The sequence below is a fragment of the Nonomuraea spiralis genome, from assembly GCF_014648435.1.
GTDB lineage: Bacteria > Actinomycetota > Actinomycetes > Streptosporangiales > Streptosporangiaceae > Nonomuraea > Nonomuraea spiralis.
This window is the reverse complement of sequence record NZ_BMRC01000017.1, coordinates 101789-125849: the sequence shown is the minus strand read 5'-3', so window position 1 is coordinate 125849 and position 24061 is coordinate 101789. Positions and strand designations below refer to the sequence as shown.

The following is a 24061-nucleotide window of genomic DNA, read 5'->3' as shown; positions in this document are numbered from 1 at the left end:
ACTCGGCCACCGCGCGGGTGGCCGAGAAGAAGACGTCAGCCGTCGTACCAGATGGACTTGTTACGGTTCTCGGCGGCGCGGTAGTTCTCGTTCGCGATCTGGACGGCCTTCTGCAGCTCGTCCAGCTGCGTACGCATCTGGGCGGCGGCGTCCCGCCACTTCGCCTCGTGCTTCCGGAAGAACGTCTCGGCGCCGTCCGAGCCCTCCCAGTGACCGACCAGGTCGGTCTGCAGCCGGACCATCAGGTCTTCGGTGGCCTTCTCGAAGGAGCCGAGGATCTTGATGAAGTCGCTTTGGGCGAGCTCCATGTGCCCAAAGTTGACTTTGGTGAAGTCGAGCTCAGCGGACATCGAGTTCCCCTCCTACTTGATGTCGACGTTGATCAGGGACTCGACGCGGCCCATGCCGGCCTGGACGTCCTCGTCGGCCGCGGAGTAGACGACCGCGTTGACGCCCATCTTCTCGGCGATGTCCTCCAGGTCGAGCCGTACGTTCCGCATGGAGTTGTCCCAGTTGGTCATGGCGGTCCTGAACCTGGCCGCCGCCGGGCCGAGCCATCCGGTGTTGAGAAGACCGTTGGCGGTCGTCTCGACCGACACCCTCAGACCCTCGATGTACTGGGCGGTGTCCACCACGTGCCCAGAGGCCGTCTTGATCTGGCCCGGTGTTGCCTTATAGAAGTCGATCACTCGTGACCTCCGTAACGATCATTTCGGTCGTGTAACCATATAAGCACCAAAGACCCCATGAGTAACAGCGGACCCAATGGCCAAGATGTAACAACTTCCCGACATATCAGCAAACGTGCTGGTCAATCACAGGTCGAGATCTCGGCGAATTCTGTCTAGTTCGCCCATTACGTCCTCGAATGCCCGTTCGTAGCTGGCCTCGGCCCGCCGGACCCCACGCAGCGCCTGCTCCGGGTTCTCCATCAGGCGCATCGGATTGCCGCTCGCGCCGAACATCTCGGTCATCAGCTCCTCGGCCTGCCGCTGGAGGTCGGCGGTCGCCTCCTGGAAGGCCGCCCTGATCCGTTCCGACAGTTCGGCCGCGCTCAGCCGCATCGCCTTCGGACGGATCTCCAGGGTGCGCATGCCCTCCTGCGCATACTCGACGAGGACCAGGTGCGCCTCGTCCTCCCCGCGGCCCACCAGGGCGGTCATGCCCTTCTGCAGTTCCTCCGACTTGTTGAGCTGCTCGTCCACGCTGTGGAGCAGCCGGTCCATGTCGATGTTGCCGAAGTCCCCGAAATCCGTCACCGACACCATCCCTCCCATGGGGCACATCTCGGCGAGTTAACCACAATCAGGGCTTCGTGGTCTTCACGTCCGGTGCGACCCAGTCGAAGTTCTGGTACCCGGCGGGAAGTTGGCCGGGCTGGGCGGGCTCCTGGAAGGAGGGCAGGTCCTTGGTGTTGATCGTGGCCCGGCCGAAGTCGACCGCGGCCGCGCCCTCCGGCAACACGAAGCCGAACTGGTGCTGCTTCTTCACCAGCGTCCCGAGCACCTGCATGCCGCCCCTGAGCATCTGCGCCAGCGAGCCCGTCATGACCGCGGCGGCGCTGACCATCGCCGTGCCGACGAGATGCTCCATGATCATGCCGGCCACCGCCACCTGCGGGACCGGCGTGGCCTTCATCCGCATGGCCGCGATCAGCAACGTGATCCCCGACACGATCGTCGAGCCGATCTGCAACCAGTAGTTGCGCACCCCGGCGGCCACCTCGTCCACCACGCCGCCGATCTCGCCGAACGAGTTGCGCAGCGCGCCGATCTCCTGGTGGAACAGCGCCTGCACCCGTCCGAACTCCGCCTGGTCCGCGGCGATCCAGCCGGTCCTGGACGTGGCCAGGATCTGCGGCATGAGGCTCTTCACGCCGTCGTCGAGCCGGGCGCTCATGCCGTACTTCCAGACGTTGGCCGCCTGTGCCATGGCGACCTCGTCGGCGGCCCCCACCGCCACGATCGCGGCCACCGCGATCAGGTACGGCGAGAACCTGCCCGCGCCCTTCAGCGTGTTCAGCACCCGCGCACTGACCGACTCGGCCGGGTTGGCGGTCATCGGGGCCAGCTTGCCGGTGGCCGGGTTGAGCGGGATCGACGGCGAGCGCGGCGGGCCGACCGAGCCCTTGTTGATCGCCTTCAGCAGGGGATCGCCGCCGCGCGGGACACCCCGGCCCTTGTTGATGGCGTTGAGATAGGGATCGCTCATGAGCGGTACTGGATGATGCTCGCGTCCTCGGCCGCGCGCCAGTTGCGCTCACAGACGGTCAGGCCGTCGCACCAGCCGTCCAGGGCGTCCTCGGCATCCGTCATCAGGCCCTCGGCGCGGCCCCTGACGCCCTCGTACGTGCTCCCGATGATCATGTTGCCGAGGACGCCGAAGCCGAGGCCGTCCACGGCCGTGAGCGGCATCAGGCCCTTGACGAAGCTGATCATCCCGGTCTTCAGCTCGGAGTCCACCCGTTGCCGCGTCTTGCTGATGGTGGACGAGGTGACGTGGATTTCCTGATTCGTTGCCACGACGCCCGATTGTTGCGACGCTTTGCCCCCTTTTCAGCACCCCCAGCGGTGTTTTCGTGATCACTTCAGGAACTGGAAAACCGCCGCTCCCCGCTTGTTAACCTGCGGGCGGTGGCGTGCTGGCCATGGACCCCATCAACTTCCACCCCGACGACCTCGACCACGCGATCAGCGAGAGCGAACGGTCCGTCCGCACCCTGGCCGGCGCCCTGGACGAGCTGAGCCTGGTGACCGGCCAGGGCGAGAGCCGCAGCGGCGTGGTCACCGCGCGCGTGGCCGCCGACGGCCGCCTGGAGGGCCTGCGGCTGTCGCCCAGGGCGAGCCGCCTGGAGCTGGACGAGCTGACCGCCGAGATCGTCCAGGCCGTCCGCGCGGCCCAGGACGACCAGGCGCGCAGGCTCGCCGACGTGGTGCCGCCCGCGTCGTTCGGCGGGTTGTCGGCCGAGGCGGTCACCCGGCAGTTCCAGCAGCTAGAGGACGACTTCTCCCGCCAGGTGCGGGACCGCCTCGACGCCCTGGAGACGATCCGCCGCCGCGCCCTGGCCGACGACTAACCGGCCAGGCCGCGTACCCAGGCGTAGACCTCCAGCGCCCCGAGCGCCAGCGGCACCAGCGCGACGATCAGCACCCACTCCAGGATGTCGGCGGCCCTCCCCCAGAACGGCGAGGGCCTGCCGTTGGGCAGCCACACTCCCATGCCGACGACCACCATGGCGGTCCACAGCAGCCCGAGCACCACGGCCACCGACGCCACGCCGCCCGTGCCGATCCCGACGGCCACGCCCACCGCGCCGAGCCCGGCCAGCCCGACCAGCATCAGCCACAACCGCTGCCCGACGCCCTGGAACACCCGGGCCCGCATGAGCTGCGTGAGCGCCAGCACCACGGACATGGCCACCGAGATCCACCGGCCGTCGGCGATGAGCAGCAGGTGCGCCGCGGCCCCGACCAGCGCGACGCCCACGACCATGCCGGTGGCGTACCGGCGTGCCGCGCCCGTGCGCTCCAGCACCGAGGCGCTGTCGAGCCGCTGGTTGTCGCCGCGCAGCTCCTCGGCGTTGGTCGGCATGGACGGCAGCGGCACGCGGGCCAGCCGGAACGACAACACGGGCACCAGCGGGCTGAGCCCCATCACGACGGCCACGCCCACGGCCGCCACACCCGCGGGCGACGCCCCGCTCACCATCACCACGGCCGCGCAGACCGCGCCGACCATCGAGGCGATGGCCGTGCCGAGGAAGCCGGGCACGCCATCGGCGATCGCGGTGCCGCCGAGCGTGGCCACCAGCGCCGTACAGGCCAGCGCCCCGAGAAGCTGCGGCGCGCCGACGGCCGCCAGTCCACCGGCGGCCGCGGGGGCGAGCAGCCCGGCCAGGAAGGCGTACGGCAGCGCGGCGTACCCGATCAGCGCGCCCGCGCCGGAGTCGCCGACGGCGCGCGAGATCGCCATGCCCACGCCGACGACGAGCAACGCGAGCGCCCCGGCCACGATGGCCGTCACCAGCGGGGTGAGCCCGCCGAACGCCAGCACGACCGCGCCCGCGACGAGCAGCCCCGAGGCCGCCCCGCCGCCCAGGGCGCGGGTCTGCACGGCCGTCCACTTGCCGCCGCCGTCGCGCACGCCGGTCGCGACCACGTCGGCCACGTCGTCGAACCTGGTGGGCGGCAGCGCCACCGCGCGCGGCCGCAGGTAGAGGATCTCCCCGTCCAGCACGCCCAGCGCGCCGAGGCTCTGCCCCAGGTCGAACGGGGGACCGCCGAGCCGCTGGAGTGTCCATCCCGGCGCGGTCGCGGTGTCGTCGCCCAGCTCGCCCATGGCCCTGAGCAGCCCGGGGAGCACGTGCGGCAGCGGGATGTCGGCAGGCAGCGCGAGGTCTGCCTTCCTGCGCGGCCCCACCACCGTCACGTGGCACAACGGCGGGAGCGGAGCGGGCACCTGGTGCAGCGCGCCCTGCTGTGGAGGCGGGATTTCGGCCAGCGAAGTCACAAGCACAACATAGCGAGACACTGTTAACTAAGACCTCAACTCGGACGTTAGGCACATCTGGTAAGAAGGGTCTTTCGAGCACCAGAAGGGCCTGTCACAAGGGTGAGCATCGTCGTAGTACGGCGCCCGGAGCGCCGCCCCAGCCCGAAGCCGCCGCGCGGCGAGATCCTGCTGGAGTCTCCGCCGGAGATCCCCGAGGTCCAGTCGCAAGGCATGATGGCGGTGCTGACGTACCTGCCCATGGTGGCGGGCGCGGCCGCGATGGGCCTGATGTTCACGGCCGGCGGCACCAACGCCAACCCCATCATGTACGTGGCCAGCGGCCTGTTCGCGTTCTCGATGGTCGGCATGACCGTCGGCCAGATGGGCCGCCAGGCGGGCGAGCGCAAACACCGGCTCAACGGCGCCCGCCGCGACTACTTCCGCTACCTGGCGCAGATCCGCAAGAAGGTGCGCAAGGCCGCGATCCAGCAGCGCGAGGCCCTGGAGTGGAGCGGCCCGGCCCCCGACACTCTGTGGTGGACCGCGATGGGCCCGCGCCTGTGGGAACGCCGCCCCCGCGACGAGGACTTCAGCACGGTACGGCTCGGCACCGGCATCCAGAAGCTGGCCGTCCAGCTCATCCCCCCGGACTCCAAGCCGGTCGAGGACCTGGACGCCCTGTCGGCCGGCGCGCTGCGCCGGTTCATCCGTACGCACTCGACCGTCGAACGCCTCCCGGTCGCGGTCGCGCTGCACTCCTTCGCCCGCATCAAGCTGGACGGCGACCCGGCACTGGTACGCGACCTGGTCAGGGCCATGATCGCGCAGATGGCCGTCTTCCACTCCCCCGACGACATGCGGATCATGGTGTGCGCGAGCAAGGAGTGGATGAGCCACTGGGACTGGATCAAGTGGCTGCCGCACGCCCTGCACCCCGAGGAGACCGACGGCGCCGGCCAGGTCAGGCTCATGGCCGAGAACCTGACCCAGCTCGACCGCCTGGTGGGCGGGGAACTGAAGGAGCGGGCCAGGTTCAAGCCCGGCGCGTCGGCGGACGCGCTGCCATACCACGTGCTCATCCTAGACGGCGGGCACGTGCCGCAGGACTCGCAGCTCGGCGCGGACGCCATCGACGGCGTGACCGTGATCGACCTGTCGAACTCGGCCGGCACCGTCGAGGAACGCAGCACGCTGCGGCTGCGCATCGACGCCGCCGGCTTCCACATGGTCAGGCTGGACCACGCGGGCCGGGAGAACACCAACCGGCTCGGCGACCCCGACGGGCTGGACTACCTGCGCGCCGAGGGGCTGGCCCGCCAGCTCGCGCCGCTGCGCGCCTCCTCGTCCAAGGGGGGCGACGCCCAGGACGTGCTGGCGGTCAACACGACGCTGACCGAGCTGCTCGGCGTCGGCGACCCGACCCGGCTGGAGCCCGCCGTGACCTGGCGCCCGCGCGCGGGCCGGAACCGGCTGCGGGTACCGATCGGGCTCGGCGCCGACGGCCGGCTGGTCGAACTGGACATCAAGGAGTCCGCCCAGGGCGGCATGGGCCCGCACGGCCTGGTCATCGGCGCGACCGGCTCGGGCAAGAGCGAGCTGCTGCGCACGCTGGTGCTCGGGCTCGCGGTCACGCACTCCTCGGAGATCCTCAACTTCGTGCTCGTGGACTTCAAGGGCGGCGCGACCTTCCTCGGCCTGGACGGCCTCTCGCACGTCTCCGCGGTCATCACGAACCTGGAGGACGAGCTGCCGCTCGTGGACCGCATGCACGACGCGCTGCACGGCGAGATGGTGCGCCGCCAGGAGCTGCTGCGCGCGGCCGGCAACTATGCCTCCCTGCGCGACTACGAGAAGGCCCGCGAGCAGGGCGCCAACCTGAGCCCGCTGCCCACGCTGTTCGTGATCCTGGACGAGTTCAGCGAGCTGCTGACGGCCAAACCCGAGTTCATCGACCTGTTCGTGATGATCGGCCGGCTCGGCCGCTCGCTCGGCGTGCACCTGCTGCTGGCCTCGCAGCGGCTGGAGGAGGGACGGCTGCGCGGGCTCGACACGCACCTGTCGTACCGGATCGGCCTGCGGACGTTCTCGGCCATGGAGAGCCGGGTCGTGCTGGGGGTGGCCGACGCGTACGAGCTGCCGTCCGCGCCGGGCAACGGGTACCTGAAGTTCGACACGACCGGCATGACCAGGTTCAAGGCCGCGTACGTGTCGGGCCCCCACGTGTCCGACGTACGGCACGTCGCCACGCTGGACGGCTCGGCGACGGTCAGGGAGATCGTCGAGTACGGCCCCGACTTCGTGCCCGTGCCGATGGTCGAGGAGCCGCCCGAGGACACCGCGGCGCAGGAGGAGAGCAACAAGGCGCAGCGGAGCCTGCTGGACATCGTCGTCGGCCGTCTGGTGAACCAGGGGCCGCCCGCGCACCGCATCTGGCTGCCGCCGCTGGCCGAGCCGCCCACGCTCGCGCACCTGCTGCCGCCGCTGTCGGTCACGCCCGAGCTGGGACTGTCCACGGCCGGCTGGGCCGGGCGCGGCCGGTTGCAGGCCGTGGTCGGGACCATCGACCGGCCGTTCGAGCAGCGGCGGGACCCGTACTGGCTGGACCTGTCCGGCGCGGCCGGGCACGTCGGCGTGGCCGGCGGCCCGCAGAGCGGCAAGAGCACGATCCTGCGCACGCTGATCACCAGCATGGCGCTCACGCACACCCCCCGCGAGGTGCAGTTCTACTGCCTGGACTTCGGCGGCGGCGCGCTCGCCTCCCTGGAGGGGCTGCCGCACGTCGGCGGCGTGGCCTCCAGGCTGGACGCCGACCGGGTACGCCGCACGGTGGCCGAGATCGCCTCGGTCCTGCGCGACCGGGAGCGGGAGTTCACCGAGAACGGCGTCGACTCCATGAACACCTACCGCAAGCGGGTGGCCGACGGCTCGCTCCAGGGCGACGGCTGGGGCGACATCTTCCTCGTCGTGGACGGCTGGCTGACGATCAGGCAGGACTTCGAGGCGCTCGAACCGGTCATCACCGACCTGGCCGCGCGCGGCCTCGGCTACGGCATCCACGTGGTGGCCGCCACCGGCAAGTGGTCGGAGTTCCGGCCGGGCATCAGGGACCTGTTCGGCACGCGGGTGGAGCTGAAGCTCGGCGACGCGTACGAGTCCGAGATCAACAGGAAGAAGTCGCTGGCCGTGCCGGAGGGCGTGCCGGGACGCGGCCTGACCAAGGACGGCCTGCACTTCCTCGGCGCACTGCCCAGGATCGACGGCGTGCAGGACTCCGACGACCTGTCCACCGGGCTCCAGGGCCTGGTGCAGGCCATCGGGGACTCCTGGCAGGGGCCGCCCGCCAAGCAGGTCAGGCTGCTGCCGTCGGTGCTGCCCGCCGCGTCGCTGCCGGGCATGGAGGAGATCGGCAGGTCACGCATCGCGATCGGCGTGGACGAGGCCGCGCTCGCGCCCGTACTGATCGACTTCGAGGCCGACCCGCACTTCATCGTGGTCGGCGACACCGAGAGCGGCAAGTCCAACATGCTCAAGGTCATCGCCGAGAACGTCGTCGCCCGGCACACGCCGCGCGAGGCCATGATGATCGTGATCGACTACCGCCGGTCGCTGCTGGACACGGCCGTCAGCGAGAACCGCATCGGCTACGCCGCCTCCAGCGCCGCCGCGCTCGAACTGGTCAACGACGCCCGTAACGCCCTGCTCAAGCGCCTGCCGCCGGCGAACCTCACGCCCGAGCAGCTCCGCGCGCGCGACTGGTGGAAGGGCTCGGACCTGTACTTCGTGGTCGACGACTACGACCTGGTGGCGACGTCCAACAACCCGCTGCTGCCGCTGGTCGAGCTGCTGCCGCAGGCTCGCGACATCGGGCTTCACCTGATCATGTCGCGGGCCATGGGCGGCCTGGGCCGGGCCATGTTCGACCCGGTGCTCCAGCGCATCAAGGACATGGCGAGCCCGGCGGTGATCCTGTCCGGCAGCAGGGACGAGGGCTTCCTGTTCGGCAACGTACGCGCCCAGCCGCAGCCGCCGGGACGCGGGTTCGTGGTGGACAGAAGGCTCGGCTCGCGGCTGGCGCAGACGGCGTTCTGGCCGCCCGCGGAGGAGGAATGATGGCAGGACTGGACATCCACTTCGACGCCCTGGACGACTGCCGCATCGCGGCCAACGGCGTGGTGGGCAAGTTCGGCGACCTGGCCGACGACTACCCGGCCAAGGCCGCCGACTCCTCGATCTTCGGCAAGCTGGCCGACTCCTCGGCACTCGCGACCGTCGTGGACCGGGTGGAGAACACCGCCGACCGGGAGTTCAACAAGGCCAAGAGCCTCGTCCAGAGCGTCGAGCGGGCCCTGGACCTGGTGCAGAGCAACGTACGGAAGGCGAACTCGCCGGCATGAGCGCGCCCGAAGCGATCAACGGCCTGCCCGGCGGGGCGACCCTGGCCACGCTGGCGGGCCAGGTGACCGGCAACCCGGGCGCGATCCGCGGCATCGCCGGCCGCTGGCGTACGACCGGGGGCGAGGTCCTGGCCGCCGCGGGCAAGCTGGGCAGTGCCGTCACCACCGTGGACCTGGCCTGGGAGGGCGACTCGGCGAACGCGTTCGTCCGCTACATGGGCGACTACGGCAGGGCCGGGCAGGACCTGCACGACGCGCTGGTCTCCTGCGCCGACGCGCTCGACGCCGCCGCCGACGTGCTGGAGAGCTCCCAGCGCACGGTGGACGGCATCTGCGACCGCCTGCTCACCCGCGTGCAGAACTACAAGGACGCCAACCCCGACGCCGAGCAGGCCGACCTGGACGCCGGGATCGGCCGCCTGGTGAGCGAGGAGACCGAGAACGCCAGGAAGCCCGTCAAGGACGCCAAGGACGCCGTCACCGACGCCAAGACCGCCATCGAAACCGCGCTGGGCGAACGCAAGATGACCTACGCGAAGATCACGGCGGCCGGCGAGCAGGAGTTCGTGCCGGACCCCCAGCACCGGTTCGACTGGCGGCGTACGGAGAGCTACACCTCGCCCTACTCGGGCACCGGCGGCAGCCCCATCGTCGGCGGCTACGGCTCCAGCGGCCCGCCTCCCCCGGGCGGCGGACCGGCGCCGTCGGGCCAGGTCAAGCAGTGGATCGAGGAGGCCATCGCGATCCTCAAGGAGAGGGGCGTCCCGGCCGACAAGATGAACCCGAACGACATCTGGATGATCATCCAGCACGAGTCGGGCGGGAACCCGCACGCGATCAACCTGTGGGACTCCAACGCCGCCGCGGGCCACCCGTCGAAGGGGCTCATGCAGACGATCGACCCGACGTTCAACTCCCACGCCCTGGACGGCCACCGGAACATCTACGACCCGGTGGACAACATCATCGCGGGCGTGCGCTACTCGATCTCGCGCTACGGGAGTGTGTCCGCGGTGCCGGGGGTCGTGGGCATGAAGACCGGCTCCGGCTACCGCGGATACTGAGCCCTAGCCGCAGTTGGCCCACCCCGCGCTGGTGTTGCCGGACCCCGAGCTCCCCGAGTAGCGCACGCACTTGCCCGCGGCGGGCAGCTTGACCGGACCCGCGTAGTACTCGTAGTTGCCGCTGTCGGTGCTGCTCGGGCCGTTCTGCACCTCCAGGGTCGCGCTCATCGGGGTCGCCCGGCCGACGTCGGCGCCGGACTTGATGGTGACCACGCAGTTCTGGCCCGTGCTGTTGTTGTAGAGCTGGTACGTCGTCCCACCGCTGAACGAGCTCGACCGCTGGACCCCGAAGCCGGACCCGCAGACCTGCGTCGCCGTGTAGGGGTTCTGCTTCGGCGCGACCGCGGGCGCCGCCGAAGTCTTGGTGGGCGCCGGGGCCTGCGTCGGCTTCTCCGACGGCTTCTGCGTCGGCTTCTGGGTGGGCTTCTGGGTCGGCTCCGCGGTCGGCCTCTCCGCGGGCTTCTGGGTCGGCTTCTGAGTGGGCTTCTGCGTCGGCCGCTGGGTGGTCGGCCGCTGCGTCGGGGTCGGCCTGACGGTCTTGGTGACCGTGGTCTTCGGCTTGGGCTGCCTGGCCGTCTTCTTCTCCTGAGCGGTCGGCCGGTCCGTCGGGACCACCACCGGTGGCGTCGCCGTCGGGGTCGGCACCGAGGTGAGCACCGGCACCCCCGCCCCGTCCGTGGGGCCGTTGCTCGGCAGCACCAGCGGGCCCACGGCGTTGTCGTCCGGGGACGGCGTGGCCGCCCACGGCACGGTGACCTCGGCTTGGGGCTGCGTGGGCGCGGCGGTCACGGCCTGCTGGGCGCCGGCCGCGTCCGGCGTGACCGGCGCGCCCGCCGCCGCGGCGGGCTCGAAGGTGACGCTGGAGGAGTAGCGGCTCGCGCCCCACAGGCCGACGGCCGACAGCAGCACGACCGCGATCACGCCCGCGACCAGGCCGATGGGGAACGGCCTGCGCGTCGCGGCGGCGGCGTTCCCGGGGCCGGCTGGGGGCTGGACCTGTTCCTGAGGCGGGCTCGGCGGGCCGGGCGGCGGCCCCCAGGCGGCCTGCGCCGGTACCGGCGGGTGCTGCATGGGTTCGTACGGCATGGGCCCCTGAGGAAAAGCGCCAGGGGGGATCGGACCGGGCTGCATCGGGTCATGCGCCATCGGCCCCTGCGGGAACGCCCCTGGAGGAATCGGACCGGGCTGCATCGGACCGGGCTGCATCTGGCCGGGCTGCATCTGGCCGGGCTGCATCGGGTCGTGCGCCATCGGGCCCTGTGGGAACGCGCCCGGGGGCAGCGCGCCCTCCGGGAGGAAGCCGGGAGGCGGGGGGTCGTGCGGGCCGGGACCGTGCGGGCCCGGGCCGTGCGGGCCCGGAGCGCCCTCGACGGCCAGAGGGAGCACCAACGGCGAACCCGGCGCCGGCGGCTGCCCTGGCCCCACAGGCGGCTGTCCCGGCACTGGCGGCTGACCCGGCGCCAAGGGCTGGCCATCGATCAGGGTGACCAGGACCGGCGGCTCGACCGGCGGCATCGGCACGGGCGCCCCCTCGACGGGCGCACCTTCCACCGTCACGCCCTGACCCACCGCTCCCTCACCTGACGGATCCTGGATCGGCGCACCCTCCACCGACACACCCTGGACCGGCGCACCCTGGGCCGGCGCGCCCTCCACCGGCACCCCCTCCACCGCCGCGTCCTCCAGGGGCGGTGTGGGTATCGGTGCCTTGTCGTCGCCCAGCAGGCGCAGCAGCGCCGTGTACGTCGTGGGACGTCCCGAGACGTCCTTGGCCAGCCCCGCGAGCACCGTCTGGCGCAAGGGCTCCGGCAGCCCTTCCACCTCCGGCTCGCCGGTCAGCACGGCGTGCGCGTCCTGACCGAACGGCGCGGACCCGGTGGCGGCGAAGACCACAGTCGCGGCCCAGGCGAACACGTCGGCGTAGGGCCCGTACTGCAGGCCGTTGATCTGCTCGGGCGCGCGGTAGCCGATCTCGCCCGCCGGCTCGCCGATCTCGATGTCGGTGACCCGCAGCCCCTCGCCGGTGAGGATCACGTTGTACGGCGTGAGCCCCCGGTGCGCGAACCCGGCCAGGTGCACCGCGGTCAGCGCGGTGAGCATGCCGACCGCCACGCGTTCGAGCGCGTCGCCGGTCAGCGGGCCGTCGGCGGCCACGGTCTCGGCCAGCGAACGGCCCTCGACGTGCTCCCGTACGACGTAGAGCAGCCCGTCCTGGACGCCGGCGTCGAGCGTACGGGCGACGTACGAGCTGGACACCCGCGTGACGCTCTGGAGCCGGTCCACGAAGTCGGGGTCGGCCGCCGGATCGGCGGTCAGCGTCTTGATCGCGACCGGATCGGCGTCCTCGGACTCCTTGCCCAGGTGAACGGCGCCACGCGGGCCCTGCCCCAGCAGGCCCACGAGCTCGTGACCGCCGATCCGCTCCGGTACGGGCGCCCGGGAGGAGTCCTTCTCCACCATGACCGTCCTTTCAGGCATGTGTCATGATCGAGAGACATTTAACCAAATAAGCCCCATAAGCATCAGCAGTTTCGGTTGACCACTCGTACAGTTAACCGTCAATTCGCCCGATATCCGGCGGCGCTCCGGGCAGCCGGCGCCGCCTGCGTCCCATGGGCACGAACACCCACGCCGCCATCACCACCCCGGCCAGCGCCAGCCCGCCCGCCGCGACCACCGTCGCGACCTCCATCGACCGCCGGTCCGGCGGCACGGCCTTGTGCACCGCCGTGACGGGCAGCGGCGGCGGCACCGGCGCGGCCACCGCCACCTGCTCCGAGGGCAGGACCGCGGTCACCGCGAGCAGCGGGTTCACCATCCCGGCGCCGGTGCCCGCCCCCGTCGCGCCGTCGGCGGTCAGCGTGATACGCCTGCGCACCTGGAGCTCGTTCAGCTTGGGATGGCGGGCGCGGACGAGCGCGACCACCCCCGTCACGTACGGGGCGGCGTAGCTGGTGCCCTTCAGGGCGGACTGGTAACCCTTGAGCGGCCAGGTCGAGCTGATCCCCTCCCCGGGGCCGAGCACGCCGACCGCGTTGGGGTTGGAGAACTGCGAACGCCCGCCGTCCGGCGTCGCCGAGCCCACCGACAACACGCCCTCGTACGCGCCGGGGTAGGAGGGCGCCGACGTGCCGTCGTCCTTGGTCAGGTTGCCGGCGGCGGCGACGATCACCACGTCGCTGTCCAGCGCGTAGTTGACGGCCGACCTCAGGTCGGGGGTGTCGGGGGCGTCGATCGAGAGGTTGATCACGTCGGCGTGCTCGTCCACGGCCGTCCTGATGGCCTTGGCCAGCAGGCCCACGTCGCCTCTGTCGCCGTTGACCTGCTTGATCGACAGGAGCTTGACCCTGGGGGCGACGCCGTGGAAGGGCACGTCCCCGCGCGGCTGGCCGGCGATGATCCCGGCGACCGCCGTGCCGTGGCCGACGCAGTCGCGAAAGCCCGTGCCGGTGAGATCGGCCTTGCCGCTCAGCCTGATCTGGGGATGGGTCTCGTCGACACCGCTGTCGATGACGGCGACCGTGACGCCCTGGCCCATGGTCAGCGGCCACACCCGCTGCACGTTGAGCCGCCGCTGGGCCCAGCTCTCACCGACCGCCATGACGGCCCTCTTGGGCGTGCACCTCTCGGGCGCGGCCTGCGCCGGCACCGCGGCGAACTGCAGGGCGAGCACGCTCGCCGCCAAGGCGCGACCAATCATGGGGAAAGAGCGTAGCCTGCCCGGATCTGAGAGGAATGACCCTCACCACGGAAGAAGCCCCGGCGACCGGCCAGGGCCCCGTCCGTGCTCACTGCGTGGCGGACTCGATGTTCCGCTGGTACGTGTCGATGACCCGCGAAGCCTCCTGCAGCTCCTCGGTCATCCGCTGGAAGGCCGTGCGGTAGTTATGCCAGGCCTGATTGAAACGCTGGGCTCCGGGGCCCGTCCACGCGGTGCCGACCTTGGCCGCCTCGCCGTCGAGCGCGGTCACGATGGTGCGGAGCGCCTCGGACTGCTGCCTGAACTGGCTGGCCATCTGCTGCATTTCCGCGGGGTTGCCGCCGAGCATACTCTGGCTCATGCATACCTCCTGGAACTGGTGAAAGCGCCCTCACCATAAAGCGGGCCACCGCCCGTCGCCCCCGTTATGCCGAGCGGCTATGGTCGTCCAGAGGATTATTCGGATCTAAGGAGTGATCCGCTCATGCGCGAGGTCGTGGTGACCGGTGGCGGCACCGGGATCGGCTACGCCGTCGCCGAGGCGTTCGCCTCGGTCGGCGACCACGTCACGATCACCGGCCGCCGCGAGCACGTGCTGAAGGAGGCCGCCGAACGGCTGGGGGCGGCGTACGTGCCGTTCGACGCCGCGAGCCCGGTCGCTGTCAAGGACGCGCTCGACCGTCTGCCCGCGCACGTGGACGTCCTGGTCAACAACGCCGGAGGCAACACCAACCTGGAACGCCGGCAGTCCGAGGACCTGATGGACGTCGCCGAGGCGTGGTGGGCCAACCTCAACGCCAACCTGCTGTCAGCCGTGCTGGTCACGACCGCGCTCGCGCCCCGCATGGGCAAGGGCGGCCGGATCGTGTCGATCGGCTCGATCGCCGCGCGCGGCACCGGGTCCGGCTCGTACGGCGCCGCGAAGGCCGCCGTCGAGTCCTGGACCGCCGACCTGGCCGCCGAGCTGGGTCCGAGAGGCATCACCGCCAACGTCGTGGCCCCCGGGCTGGTGGTGGAGACGGAGTTCTTCCGCGGAAGGCTCACGGAGGAGGGCGTCGCGGCCCGCGTGCAGAACACGCGTAACGGACGCCCTGGCACCCCCTCCGACGTGGCCGATACCGTTCTCTTTCTGGCCTCCGCGGGAGCCGGGCACATGACGGGGCAGGTGCTGCACCTGAACGGCGGCGCGTACCTCGGCCGTTGAGCACACACTGAGGAAGGGACGAAGGTCGGTGCGGAAGGTTCTGATCGCCAATCGCGGCGAGATCGCCGTACGGGTGGCCCGCGCGTGCACGGACGCGGGGATCGGCAGCGTGGCCGTCTACGCCGACCAAGACATCGACGCCCTGCACGTCAGGGTGGCCGACGAGGCGTACGCGCTGGGCGGGCAGTCCCCCGCCGAGACCTACCTCGACATCGCCAAGCTGCTCGACGTCGCCGCGCGCTCCGGCGCCGACGCCGTGCACCCCGGCTACGGCTTCCTGGCCGAGAACGCCGCATTCTCGCAGGCCGTCATCGACGTGGGCCTGGTCTGGATCGGCCCGCCCCCGGCCGCCATCGCCGCTCTGGGCGACAAGGTGCAGGCCAGGCACATCGCGCAGAAGGTCGGCGCGCCGCTGGTGGCCGGCACCAAGGACCCGGTCTCCGGTGCCGAGGAGGTCGTGGCGTTCGCCGAGCAACACGGCCTGCCGATCGCGATCAAGGCCGCGTACGGCGGCGGCGGGCGCGGCATCAAGGTCGCCCGCAGGCTGGAGGAGGTCGCCGAGCTGTACGAGTCCGCCGTGCGCGAGGCCGTGGCCGCCTTCGGCAGGGGCGAGTGCTTCGTCGAGCGCTACCTCGACCGCCCCCGGCACGTCGAGACCCAGTGCCTGGCCGACCACGAGGGCAACGTCGTCGTGGTCAGCACCCGCGACTGCTCGCTCCAGCGCCGCCACCAGAAGCTGGTGGAGGAGGCCCCCGCGCCGTTCCTGTCGCAGGAGCAGATCGACCTCCTCTACACCAGCTCCAAGGCCATCCTGAAGGAGGCCGGCTACGTCGGCGCCGGCACCTGCGAGTTCCTCGTCGGCCAGGACGGCACGATCTCCTTCCTGGAGGTCAACACCCGGCTCCAGGTCGAGCACCCGGTGAGCGAGGAGGTCGCGGGCATCGACCTGGTCCGCGAGATGTTCAGGATCGCCGACGGCGAACCGTTGGGCTACGACGACCCGGTCCTGCGCGGCCACTCGATCGAGTTCCGCGTCAACGCCGAGGACGCCGGCCGCAACTTCCTGCCCGCCCCCGGCACGCTGACCGCGATGCGCACCCCGGCCGGCCCCGGCGTACGGCTCGACTCCGGCTACGAGGCCGGGATGACGGTGCCGCAGACGTTCGACTCGCTGGTGGCCAAGCTGATCGTGACCGGGCGCACCCGCCGGGAGGCGCTCGACCGGTCCCGGCGGGCGCTGGCCGAGTTCGAGATCGACGGCATGCCGACCGTGCTGCCCTTCCACCGGGCGATCGTGACCGACCCGGCGTTCACCTCCGAGCCGTTCGCCGTGCACACCCGGTGGATCGAGACCGAATGGGACAACCCGGTCGAGCCGTACGCGGGCGAGGTGGCCACCGCACCAGCCGCGCCGGCCGTACGGGAGACGGTGACGGTCGAGGTCGGCGGCAAGCGCATCGAGGTGGTGCTCCCGGCCGGGCTCGGCACGGCGGGCCCCGCGCCGGCCGCGGGCAAGGCGCCGCGCCGCGCGGGCGGCGCGCGGAAGCACGCCGCCGCCGGGGGCGACGCGCTGGTCAGCCCGATGCAGGGCACGATCGTCAAGGTCGTGGCGAACGACGGCGACGTGGTGAGCGAGGGCGACACGGTCGTGGTGCTGGAGGCCATGAAGATGGAGCAGCCGCTGACGGCCCACAAGTCGGGCACGGTCACGGGCCTGTCGGCCGCGGTCGGCCAGACCGTCACGTCGGGGGCCACGATCTGCGAGATCAAGGACGCCTGAGCCCGCTCCCCGGTGCTTTCGAGCCGTCCCGGCCAGGTAACGTGCCCAGTGAGGAACTTTGCCGACCGCCCGTTCGTCCTCATGGGCGAAGGAGGCTTGCTGCCAATGACCCATTCGCTGCGCCGAGCAGGGGCCGCGATCGCGGCTCTGATCGCCGGGCTGTTCGTCGTTCTTGCGCTGTCCCCTGCCGCCAACGCGGCGGCTGCGCCACCTGACGCACAGACTGTGGTGCAAAACTGGAAGAACGCCCCGCTCTACGTGGTGTCGGGCTCCCCCTTGAGTTCCAGCCAGCAGAGTGACATCAATGACGCGCTGAAGGACGCCGACAGCAAGATCTACGCTGTCGCGCTGCCCGACGGCAATTTCGACAACTCCACGGTCGGGCCGTACCTCTCGTCGCTGGGCAAGGCGCTGGTGGCCGCCGGGCGTCCCGAGGTGACGGTCGTCGTGTTCGACGGCGAGACGATGTTCGCGGGGTCCAACGCCCTGCCGAACAACCTCGCCGGCCGCCTGGTCAAGCTCTCGACGAACGCCAACTCCGGCGACATCGTGGCGGGCGTGAAGGACTTCGCCAACCGGGTGGACGCCGCCGAGAAGAACGACCGCAGCGGCGCGCTCGGCACCAGCAGCCAGGCCAACCCCGGCGCCGGCGGCACGTTCGCGCTGGTGGCCCTGCTCGGCCTCGTGGTGGTCGGCGGCGGCGGCTACTTCCTCTACTCCAAGAACAAGAAGAAGAAGCGCGCCATCCAGGAGGCCAAGGACCTCGCCGCGGTCAAGCAGACCGTGGAGGAGGACGTCACCAAGCTGGGCGAGGAGATCACCGCGCTCGACACCGACGTCAGCCTCGCCGGCCAGGGCGGCGGGAACATCACCGAGTGGCAGCAGGCACTCGACTCCTACGAGAAGGCCAAGACGCAGCTCAACGCCGTCCAGCGGCCCGACCAGGTCCGCGAGGTCACCCAGACCCTTGAGGACGGCCGTTACGCGCTCGCCGTGGTGAAGGCCAAGGTCAACAACCAGCCGATCCCCGAGCGGCGTGCCCCCTGCTTCTTCAACCCGCAGCACGGCCCGTCGGTGCGTGACGTGCGCTGGGCCCCGCCCGGCGGCGCGGTGCGCGACGTACCGGCCTGCGCGATGGACGCCGAGGCCGTGGAGCGCGGCTTCGACCCGCAGATGCGCGAGGTCATGGTCGACGGTCACCGTCGCCCCTACTACGACGCGGGCCCGGCCTACCAGCCGTACGCCTACGGCTACTACGGCGGCTTCGGTGACATCATGACCGGCATGTTCATCGGCACGATGATGGGCAGCATGTTCCACGGCGGCTTCGGCTACGGCGGCTACGGCGCCGGTTACGCCGAGGGCTACCAGGACGGCGGCGGCGGGGGCGACCTCAGCGGCGGCGACTTCGGCGGCGGAGGCGACTTCGGCGGCGGCGGTGGCGGCGGCTGGGGCGACTTCGGCGGCGGCGGAGACTTCGGCGGTGGCGACTTCGGCGGCGGCGACTGGTAACCCTGCGCCGACCCTGACGGGCGCGCCCTCCCATTCCGGGGGGCGCGCCCTTTTCGTGTTCCGGGGTAAACCTTCCCGGCCCACTTCCGCGTTGAGGCCGTGTGAGTGAATCCGACGACGCCTCCTACGCCGCCTTCGTGTCGGCGGCCTGGGACAGGCACATGGCCGTCGCCATCCTGCTCGCCGGCGACCGGCACTTGGGCGAGGAACTGCTGCAGGACTGCCTGGTGCGGCTGTACGTCCACTGGCGGCGCGTGCGTTCCGCCGACCCGCACGCCTACCTGCGGCGCATGCTGGCCAACGGCAACGTCAGCCGGTGGCGGCGGCGACGGCGGGAGGTGCCCACCGCCAGTCCGCCCGAGCACACCGATCCCCGCCAGCAGCTCCACGAGCCGCACGAGGACCTGCGTCGCGCCCTGTTCGCCCTGTCGCCCAGGCAACGGGCGGTGGTGGTGCTGCGGCACTACGAGGACCTGACGGAGAAGGCGGTCGCGGCCGTACTCGGCTGCTCGGTCGGCGCCGTCAAGAGCCAGCACTCCAGAGCGATGGCGCGCCTGCGTACGGCTCTGCGCGAAGATCAGGAGGCAGCACGATGAAGGACGACCAGGAACTCCTGGCGCGGGCACTGCGTGTTCTCGCCCAACGTGAAGAGCCCACGCCCGCGCCGGTGCCCGCGCTGGTGCGACGAGGGCGCCGGGCCAGGCGGATCCGCACCGCGACGCGGGCCGCCGCGGGGGCGCTGCTCGCCTCGGCGGCCGCCGTCGTGATCCTCGGCGGCACCGGGATCGGCCCCGCGGGCGCGCCGCCGAGCACCCTTCCGGCCGGTACGCCGGCGTCCTCGGAAGGAGCGCGCCAGGCGTTGGACGCACGTTCCGTGTTGCTGGCCGCGGCCGAGTCCGCCGGGCACGGGCCCGCCGCCGCCGGCCGGTACTGGCACGTTCGCGCGCGCACCACCCAGCCGGTACGCCACCCGCAGGCGAAGAACCCGCCGTTCTCGGCCAGGCTGACGAACACCCAGGACACCTGGTACGCGGCCCGCCGGGGTGCGCCCAGCCGGGCCGTGACCCGCCAGGACCCGAAGGTCACCTTCGCCTCCGCCGAGGACGAGGCTCGATGGAGGCGGCTCGGCTCCCCCGACCTGAGCGGGGGAAAGCCGTCGAGCAGTGACTACGACATGCAACTCCACTTCCTGATCGGCAGCCACCGCTACACGCTCCGGCAACTGCTGGAGCTCCCGGCCGACGAGGAGAAGCTGGCGAGCCTGCTGCGGCGGCTGTTCGACGAGGAGAAGGCCGGCGACTGGTGGCCCGGCAAGCCGACGTTCACCGCCTATGTGTGGGCGACGGCGCAGGACCTGCTCTCCGGTCCCATCAGCCCGGGAACCCGTTCCTCCCTGTATCGGGTGCTCGCGGAGCAGCCCGCGATCAGGTCGCTGGGCGAGGTCACCGACCCGCTGGGCCGTACCGGCGTCGCCCTGGCGCTGACCACGCCGGGCAGCGGCGAGGGCGCGGGCGAGTCGCGCCTGGTCGTGGACGTCACGACGGCGCGGTTGCTCGCCTACGAGCTCCGCCCGCCGGGCCGGTCCGAGCCGCTGATCCAGACCGCGTACGAGGAGACGGGCTGGGTCGACCGCCTGGGCGCACGTCCGTAGCGCGGCCTGCGGCTCGAACGGCCTTCCGGTCGCGCGGCCTGCGAGCGGCCCGCCCGCTCGCGGGCCGCTCCGGGGTCGGTCAGGGGATCTGGCCTGGTTCGTCCACCACGCCCGTCGCCAGGTCGGCGCTCGCGTAGAACGTGCCCTTGCGGGCCGTCACCTCACCGCCGATGCCCTCGTCCTGGAGGGTGTCCACGCGCCTGCCGAGGAAGCGGTAGGTCGCGGCGTCCAGCACCAGGTACGACCGCGAGACGATCCGGCCCTGCGCGTCCCGCACCGACCCCCCGGGGACGGAACCGGCGGGCTCGTAGGCGATGCCGATCCCCGCCCGGCCCGCCGCGTCCCGTACGCCGAGGTCCACCCGCACCCCGGGGAGCTCCGCGAGCGCACGGAAGATGGCGGCCTCGACCTGCGGCGGCATGGGGACACCCGCGTCGAGGTAGACCGACAACACGCGGAACGCCCGCGCGTCCGGCTGCTCGGCCTCCGCCCCCTTCGGCAGGGTCGACCAGTGACGGTCGCCCCTGACGTGGTCCAGCAGCGCGGCGGGCTCGGTGGGCAGGTCGGCGAACTTGGCCGCGTACTGCCGGGGTGTCAGGTCGTCGTCGTCCGGGTCGGGGGTGATGTCCAGGGATTCCATGGAGCCGCCGTTCTGGCGGTACGCGTACCGGGTGCCGTCGTACCGGATCCAGGATTCCCCGACCGTGCCTTGCTCCTCGGAGGGCTGCTTGACCAGATCCTTCCGGTACAACCACTGGTCGGGGCGCGGCTCGTGGTGCTTGCGGCGTCCCTCGGCCACCAGGGCGGCTTGGCGCAGCACCGTCTCGGCCCGTACCGGCATGGTGGTCATGGCTCCCGGCGGAGCGGGGGCCGGGGTGTGGGAACCGTTCACCGCCACGACGACGGCGGCGGCGGCTGTCGCGGCGGCCAGCAGCGACGGCACCGCCCAGAACCGGCGCCGCTTCCGGGCCGGGACCAGAGCTCGGGCGCGCACGGCGCGCAGGCGGTCGGCGTCGGGTTCGGGGGCGTCCGCGCGCAGCTCGCGCAGGAGCGTGAGGTCATCGTCCACGGCCGGGGTCCTCCTTGTCGGTGTCGTGGATGGCTGAGGGCGCGGCGTCGTGGACGGCTGACGGGTCGATGCCGCCCAGGGCCGCCCGGGTCTTCTTCCTGGCGCGGTGGAGGCGCGAACGCACGGTCCCGATCGGGACGCCGAGCGCGCGGGCGACCTCCTCGTAACTGAGGTCGGCCCAGGCGATCATCAGCAGCACCTCGCGGTCCTGCGGCGACAGCGTCGCGAGCGCCCCGGCCAACTCGCGGTGCGCCGCCCCGGCCGACACGCGGGCCTCCACCCGGTCGGCGTAGCTCTCGGCCACCGCGTCGAGGCCCGTCCTGGACAGGGCGCGGTAGGCCCTGATCTCGGTACGGCGGTGCTTGCCGATCAGGTTGGCGGCGATGCCGTACAACCAGGGGCGGGCGTCGCGGTGGGTGGTGTCGTAGCGGGCCAGGCGGCGGAAGGCGTCCAGGAACGTCTCGGCCACGATGTCGTCGGCCAGCGAATCGCCCAGGCGGCGGGTGACGTATCTGTGGAGCGCGGGGGCGTGCCGGTCGTACAACGCCGAGAAGGCGGCGGGGTCGCTGCGGGCACGTCTGATCACCTCCGCGTCGTCCACCTCGGTGTCCTGCATCAAACTCTCGGCTCCGTTCTTCGGGCTGAACACCCCCTTTCACCCGATAGGACGGATCCGGTTCTCGTGTGGGCCATGAAGGGCTTCGCCAATGGGCGCGGTGGGCTCAGGCTGCGTCCATGCGGGGGCAAGCCCCCACACCCCCGGCGGGGACCTACCGGTCCCCGCACCCCTCGGACGAACCCGGCTCCGAAGCGACAGACGCCTGCCTCAGATATCGAATTCGCCCTGGTTGGCGCCTTGCAGGAACGCTCGCCACTCGTCAGGAGTGAAGATCAGCGCTGGGCCCCGCGGGTTCTTGCTGTCACGGACGGCGATGATCCCCGGGAGGTTGGTCGCGACCTCGACACACTGTCCGTTGTCACCGCTGGCGCTGGACTTACGCCATTCCGCTCCGCCGAGGTCTACTGGGCCCATTTTTTGATCGCATCCTCAATCGCCCGTGCTGTGACGGTCTTCGGCTGTGCGTCCGCCCTGATGGTGTCATACCTCTGCTTGAGGCGCATGACCGCTTCGTGATCTCCGGTGACATGACCGGACAGGACCGAGTCGGCGGAGACCACCTCCGAACCGTCACGCAGCCGTGCCAGCGCGAACGCGCTCATGGTGCCGGCCACACAGCCGGCGGCGACGGGCACCAGTTGCATGGTGATGCGGGGATGGCAGGTGAGATCCAACAGGTAGCGGAGCTGTTCCGCCAGGACGCCAAGTCCTCCGATCGGGCGGTGCAGGACTCCTTCGTCGATGAGCGCGAGAAAGGCCGGAGGGCTGTTGCTGTCAAAGATTCTCATGCGCTGTATGCGGGCCTGGACTCGCTCTTCGACACGATCCGGCGGGGCGGCAGTGGAGAAGATGGCGCGGGCATAGTCGGCGGTCTGCAGGATGCCGGGGATCAACAGCGGATCCCAGGATTGCAGGATGACGGCTTGCGGTTCGATCTCCTCGACCCACCGTGCGAACCAGCCCAGAGCGGGTGACTGAGAGATGCGCTCGTGGAGGCCGGTGAAATGGCCGTCGGTGCCGAACGCCTTGTCCACCTCGCGCGCGAATTCCAGCGTGGGGACCCGTCGGCCTTTTTCGACATGGCTGACGAGTGATTCGTGGCAGAGAATGCGTAGAGCGAGCGCGGATTGCGTCATTCGAGCCGCTTTACGTCGTTCCGCGAGATCCTGAGCGAAACGTGCCCTGGGCGACAAATGGTCGCCGACATCGGGAGTCATGGCGTCTCCGCAGGTCAAGAGCAGGGGATTGCCTTCCGGAAGGCTACTGCGACGCCCTTCCGACAATCAATACATGATAGGCGTCGCGCCTTGTCGGACGGGTTTCGCGAGGTGCGAGGGCTGCGGGCGCGCGCGACCGTTCATGCTGGGCTCAGGCGACAGCACTTTTGTCGCAAGAAACGTCAGGATTCGCTTTGGAGGGAATTCATGTCACTTCTCCAGACCGTCTCCAGCTGGAAAGGCATGACGCTGAGGCGCGGTGACCGAGCCCCCGGAGAAAGCCGGCGGACGATTCGGCGTTGGCTGGACGACGTCGATCCATTGGTTCGGGACGATGCGCTGACGGTCGTCTCAGAGCTGGTCACCAACGCGGTCAGGCATGTGCCGCCGGGGCCCGAGCGTGACTGGGTCACGGTGCTGCTCGGGGTCGGACCCGGATTCGTACGCCTCGAAGTGGTCGACCCCGGGACGGCGGAGCGAGAACCGCGCTTCGCCCCTCTGGACGCGGGATCCTTGCGGGAATCAGGTCGCGGCCTCGGTCTGGTGGCCGCACTGTCCGTCAGGAGCGGCACGCACGTCGCCGAACCGTACGGCCACCGTGTCGTATGGGCCGACCTGGAAAGGACCGTCCCTAGCGGACCACCCGGTACGTCAGGTGTGTGACCAGGTCGGTGCCCGTGGGCGGGGCCGCCGGGGTGAGGGTGATGTCGCCGGCGTCGGCCAGAAGGCGTTCGCCCCTGCCCAGGATCACGGGGGCGACGTGCAGACGGAGTTCGTCGATGTGACCGGCGGCCAGGTACTGGTTGACCGTGGCGGCGCCGCCGGCGATGGAGATGTCGCGGTCCCCCGCGGCCTCGCGGGCCCGGGTCATGGCGGCTTCGATCCCGTCCGTGACGAAGTAGAACGTCGTGCCGCCCTTCATGGGCAACGGCTCGCGCGGGTGATGGGAGAGGACGAACACCGGCGCGTGGTACGGCGGCTCCTCGCCCCACCAGCCGGTCCACCCCAGGTCCCAGTCGCCGCGACCGGGGTCGAACATGTTGCGGCCCATGATGAACGCCCCGGCCGCCGTGATGCGCTCGATCACCTCGGCGTGCCGCTCGGGCTCCTCGAACATCCACTCGTGCAGCCGGTCGCCCACACCCTCGCCGAACGGGTTGTCCAGGCTCTGGTTCAGCCCCGCCACGTAGCCGTCGACCGACGTCCCCATGTCGCATGTGACCTTGCCCATCCCGGTTCGCCTCCTGTCTTCGTGGCGCCCTTGCGGCGCCTTCACCAGGGAGTCGGAGCCGACGGCGGGTTCTCTACACGCCGAGGGGAACTCTTCGCGGAACGGGGGCGGGAGGAGTCGGGCGGGCGG

General features: G+C 71.0%; 24 protein-coding genes. 10 read left to right on the top strand and 14 right to left on the bottom strand.

Annotated features, from left to right (window positions below):
* Positions 1–35: 35 nt before the first annotated feature.
* From IEZ27_RS34650 to IEZ27_RS34630, 5 genes are all read right to left on the bottom strand, one after another.
* The gene (locus IEZ27_RS34650) at positions 36–350 is read right to left on the bottom strand and encodes a WXG100 family type VII secretion target (RefSeq protein ID WP_268246104.1); all 315 of its coding nucleotides are present in this window, start codon (positions 348–350) and stop codon (positions 36–38) included.
* A gap of 12 nt (positions 351–362) precedes the next feature.
* Positions 363–689, bottom strand: coding sequence for a WXG100 family type VII secretion target (locus tag IEZ27_RS34645; RefSeq protein ID WP_189651101.1), 327 nt, complete (start codon positions 687–689; stop codon positions 363–365).
* A gap of 126 nt (positions 690–815) precedes the next feature.
* Positions 816–1268: a YbaB/EbfC family nucleoid-associated protein gene (locus tag IEZ27_RS34640; RefSeq protein ID WP_229824619.1), complete on the bottom strand. Its 453-nt coding sequence runs from the start codon at positions 1266–1268 to the stop codon at positions 816–818.
* A gap of 37 nt (positions 1269–1305) precedes the next feature.
* A complete protein-coding gene (locus IEZ27_RS34635; protein ID WP_189651099.1) occupies positions 1306–2211 on the bottom strand; it encodes a hypothetical protein in 906 nt (301 codons plus the stop codon).
* A complete protein-coding gene (locus IEZ27_RS34630) occupies positions 2208–2522 on the bottom strand; it encodes a hypothetical protein (protein WP_189651098.1) in 315 nt (104 codons plus the stop codon). Before IEZ27_RS34630 ends, IEZ27_RS34635 begins: the two co-directional genes overlap by 4 nt.
* A gap of 125 nt (positions 2523–2647) precedes the next feature.
* Here IEZ27_RS34630 and IEZ27_RS34625 point away from each other — a divergent pair, with 125 nt between their 5' ends.
* Positions 2648–3076 carry a YbaB/EbfC family nucleoid-associated protein gene (locus IEZ27_RS34625; protein ID WP_189651097.1) on the top strand — a complete coding sequence of 143 codons (429 nt, stop codon included), beginning with the start codon at positions 2648–2650 and terminating at the stop codon, positions 3074–3076.
* Here IEZ27_RS34625 and eccD read toward each other — a convergent pair.
* Positions 3073–4509 (bottom strand): type VII secretion integral membrane protein EccD, encoded by a 1437-nt coding sequence (gene eccD, locus IEZ27_RS34620; protein WP_189651096.1) that lies wholly within the window; start codon positions 4507–4509, stop codon positions 3073–3075. The genes IEZ27_RS34625 and eccD overlap by 4 nt on opposite strands.
* 102 nt (positions 4510–4611) lie before the next feature.
* On the opposite strand from eccD, the gene eccCa reads away from it, so the two are divergent.
* Genes eccCa through IEZ27_RS34605 form a run of 3 tightly spaced genes read left to right on the top strand, consistent with a single transcriptional unit; the run spans position 4612 to position 9949 of the window.
* Complete coding sequence (gene eccCa / locus IEZ27_RS34615) at positions 4612–8601, top strand: type VII secretion protein EccCa (RefSeq protein ID WP_189651095.1); 3990 nt, start codon at positions 4612–4614, stop codon at positions 8599–8601.
* Positions 8601–8885 (top strand): hypothetical protein, encoded by a 285-nt coding sequence (locus IEZ27_RS34610; protein ID WP_189651168.1) that lies wholly within the window; start codon positions 8601–8603, stop codon positions 8883–8885. Before eccCa ends, IEZ27_RS34610 begins: the two co-directional genes overlap by 1 nt.
* Positions 8882–9949, top strand: a complete 1068-nt coding sequence (locus tag IEZ27_RS34605) for a transglycosylase SLT domain-containing protein (protein WP_229824611.1) — start codon at positions 8882–8884, stop codon at positions 9947–9949. Before IEZ27_RS34610 ends, IEZ27_RS34605 begins: the two co-directional genes overlap by 4 nt.
* A 3-nt stretch (positions 9950–9952) precedes the next feature.
* Here the strand turns inward: IEZ27_RS34605 and IEZ27_RS34600 are convergent, their stop codons facing one another.
* From IEZ27_RS34600 to IEZ27_RS34590, 3 genes are all read right to left on the bottom strand, one after another.
* Positions 9953–12427, bottom strand: a complete 2475-nt coding sequence (locus IEZ27_RS34600) for a serine/threonine protein kinase (protein WP_189651094.1) — start codon at positions 12425–12427, stop codon at positions 9953–9955.
* 73 nt (positions 12428–12500) lie between these two features.
* Positions 12501–13649 (bottom strand): S8 family serine peptidase, encoded by a 1149-nt coding sequence (locus IEZ27_RS34595; RefSeq protein WP_189651093.1) that lies wholly within the window; start codon positions 13647–13649, stop codon positions 12501–12503.
* An 88-nt stretch (positions 13650–13737) separates the two neighbouring features.
* The gene (locus tag IEZ27_RS34590; protein WP_229824610.1) at positions 13738–14010 is read right to left on the bottom strand and encodes a WXG100 family type VII secretion target; all 273 of its coding nucleotides are present in this window, start codon (positions 14008–14010) and stop codon (positions 13738–13740) included.
* A 123-nt stretch (positions 14011–14133) separates the two neighbouring features.
* Here IEZ27_RS34590 and IEZ27_RS34585 point away from each other — a divergent pair, with 123 nt between their 5' ends.
* From IEZ27_RS34585 to IEZ27_RS34565, 5 genes are all read left to right on the top strand, one after another.
* Entirely contained in the window at positions 14134–14853 is a 720-nt protein-coding gene (locus tag IEZ27_RS34585; protein WP_189651092.1) for an SDR family NAD(P)-dependent oxidoreductase, read from the top strand.
* A gap of 28 nt (positions 14854–14881) precedes the next feature.
* Positions 14882–16633 carry an acetyl/propionyl/methylcrotonyl-CoA carboxylase subunit alpha gene (locus IEZ27_RS34580; protein ID WP_189651091.1) on the top strand — a complete coding sequence of 584 codons (1752 nt, stop codon included), beginning with the start codon at positions 14882–14884 and terminating at the stop codon, positions 16631–16633.
* 225 nt (positions 16634–16858) lie between these two features.
* Positions 16859–18145, top strand: a complete 1287-nt coding sequence (locus IEZ27_RS34575; protein WP_229824609.1) for a hypothetical protein — start codon at positions 16859–16861, stop codon at positions 18143–18145.
* Between the two features lie 101 nt (positions 18146–18246).
* Positions 18247–18741: a SigE family RNA polymerase sigma factor gene (locus IEZ27_RS34570; RefSeq protein ID WP_189651090.1), complete on the top strand. Its 495-nt coding sequence runs from the start codon at positions 18247–18249 to the stop codon at positions 18739–18741.
* Positions 18738–19796 carry a CU044_5270 family protein gene (locus IEZ27_RS34565; protein ID WP_189651089.1) on the top strand — a complete coding sequence of 353 codons (1059 nt, stop codon included), beginning with the start codon at positions 18738–18740 and terminating at the stop codon, positions 19794–19796. Before IEZ27_RS34570 ends, IEZ27_RS34565 begins: the two co-directional genes overlap by 4 nt.
* A 79-nt stretch (positions 19797–19875) precedes the next feature.
* Here IEZ27_RS34565 and IEZ27_RS34560 read toward each other — a convergent pair whose 3' ends face one another.
* The 4 genes from IEZ27_RS34560 to IEZ27_RS34545 form a co-directional block, all read right to left on the bottom strand.
* Complete coding sequence (locus IEZ27_RS34560) at positions 19876–20865, bottom strand: CU044_5270 family protein (protein ID WP_189651088.1); 990 nt, start codon at positions 20863–20865, stop codon at positions 19876–19878.
* Positions 20855–21481, bottom strand: coding sequence for an RNA polymerase sigma factor (locus IEZ27_RS34555; protein WP_189651087.1), 627 nt, complete (start codon positions 21479–21481; stop codon positions 20855–20857). Before IEZ27_RS34555 ends, IEZ27_RS34560 begins: the two co-directional genes overlap by 11 nt.
* Before the next feature lie 210 nt (positions 21482–21691).
* Positions 21692–21898: a DUF397 domain-containing protein gene (locus tag IEZ27_RS34550; protein ID WP_189651086.1), complete on the bottom strand. Its 207-nt coding sequence runs from the start codon at positions 21896–21898 to the stop codon at positions 21692–21694.
* Positions 21886–22701, bottom strand: a complete 816-nt coding sequence (locus IEZ27_RS34545; protein WP_189651085.1) for a helix-turn-helix domain-containing protein — start codon at positions 22699–22701, stop codon at positions 21886–21888. Before IEZ27_RS34545 ends, IEZ27_RS34550 begins: the two co-directional genes overlap by 13 nt.
* On the opposite strand from IEZ27_RS34545, the gene IEZ27_RS55635 reads away from it, so the two are divergent.
* Entirely contained in the window at positions 22678–23364 is a 687-nt protein-coding gene (locus IEZ27_RS55635) for an ATP-binding protein (protein WP_379478649.1), read from the top strand. The two genes, IEZ27_RS34545 and IEZ27_RS55635, sit on opposite strands and share 24 nt — an antisense overlap.
* Here the strand turns inward: IEZ27_RS55635 and IEZ27_RS34535 are convergent.
* On the bottom strand, positions 23333–23932 hold the full coding sequence (locus IEZ27_RS34535) for a dihydrofolate reductase family protein (RefSeq protein ID WP_125644304.1): 600 nt from the start codon (positions 23930–23932) through the stop codon (positions 23333–23335). The two genes, IEZ27_RS55635 and IEZ27_RS34535, sit on opposite strands and share 32 nt — an antisense overlap.
* Positions 23933–24061: the final 129 nt, after the last annotated feature.

What these genes read in the sequence shown, in the direction of transcription:
- IEZ27_RS34610 (WP_189651168.1), top strand. Translation starts at nt 8,601, where the DNA reads ATGGCAGGACTGGACATCCACTTCGACGCCCTGGACGACTGCCGCATC.
- IEZ27_RS34595 (WP_189651093.1), bottom strand. Translation starts at nt 13,649, where the DNA reads ATGATTGGTCGCGCCTTGGCGGCGAGCGTGCTCGCCCTGCAGTTCGCC.
- IEZ27_RS34565 (WP_189651089.1), top strand. Translation starts at nt 18,738, where the DNA reads ATGAAGGACGACCAGGAACTCCTGGCGCGGGCACTGCGTGTTCTCGCC.
- IEZ27_RS34535 (WP_125644304.1), bottom strand. Translation starts at nt 23,932, where the DNA reads ATGGGCAAGGTCACATGCGACATGGGGACGTCGGTCGACGGCTACGTG.
- IEZ27_RS55635 (WP_379478649.1), top strand. Translation starts at nt 22,678, where the DNA reads ATGGTCGCCGACATCGGGAGTCATGGCGTCTCCGCAGGTCAAGAGCAG.
- IEZ27_RS34545 (WP_189651085.1), bottom strand. Translation starts at nt 22,701, where the DNA reads ATGACTCCCGATGTCGGCGACCATTTGTCGCCCAGGGCACGTTTCGCT.
- IEZ27_RS34650 (WP_268246104.1), bottom strand. Translation starts at nt 350, where the DNA reads ATGTCCGCTGAGCTCGACTTCACCAAAGTCAACTTTGGGCACATGGAG.
- IEZ27_RS34640 (WP_229824619.1), bottom strand. Translation starts at nt 1,268, where the DNA reads ATGGTGTCGGTGACGGATTTCGGGGACTTCGGCAACATCGACATGGAC.
- IEZ27_RS34605 (WP_229824611.1), top strand. Translation starts at nt 8,882, where the DNA reads ATGAGCGCGCCCGAAGCGATCAACGGCCTGCCCGGCGGGGCGACCCTG.
- IEZ27_RS34555 (WP_189651087.1), bottom strand. Translation starts at nt 21,481, where the DNA reads ATGCAGGACACCGAGGTGGACGACGCGGAGGTGATCAGACGTGCCCGC.
- IEZ27_RS34550 (WP_189651086.1), bottom strand. Translation starts at nt 21,898, where the DNA reads ATGGGCCCAGTAGACCTCGGCGGAGCGGAATGGCGTAAGTCCAGCGCC.
- IEZ27_RS34585 (WP_189651092.1), top strand. Translation starts at nt 14,134, where the DNA reads ATGCGCGAGGTCGTGGTGACCGGTGGCGGCACCGGGATCGGCTACGCC.
- IEZ27_RS34590 (WP_229824610.1), bottom strand. Translation starts at nt 14,010, where the DNA reads ATGAGCCAGAGTATGCTCGGCGGCAACCCCGCGGAAATGCAGCAGATG.
- IEZ27_RS34635 (WP_189651099.1), bottom strand. Translation starts at nt 2,211, where the DNA reads ATGAGCGATCCCTATCTCAACGCCATCAACAAGGGCCGGGGTGTCCCG.
- IEZ27_RS34600 (WP_189651094.1), bottom strand. Translation starts at nt 12,427, where the DNA reads ATGCCTGAAAGGACGGTCATGGTGGAGAAGGACTCCTCCCGGGCGCCC.
- IEZ27_RS34625 (WP_189651097.1), top strand. Translation starts at nt 2,648, where the DNA reads ATGGACCCCATCAACTTCCACCCCGACGACCTCGACCACGCGATCAGC.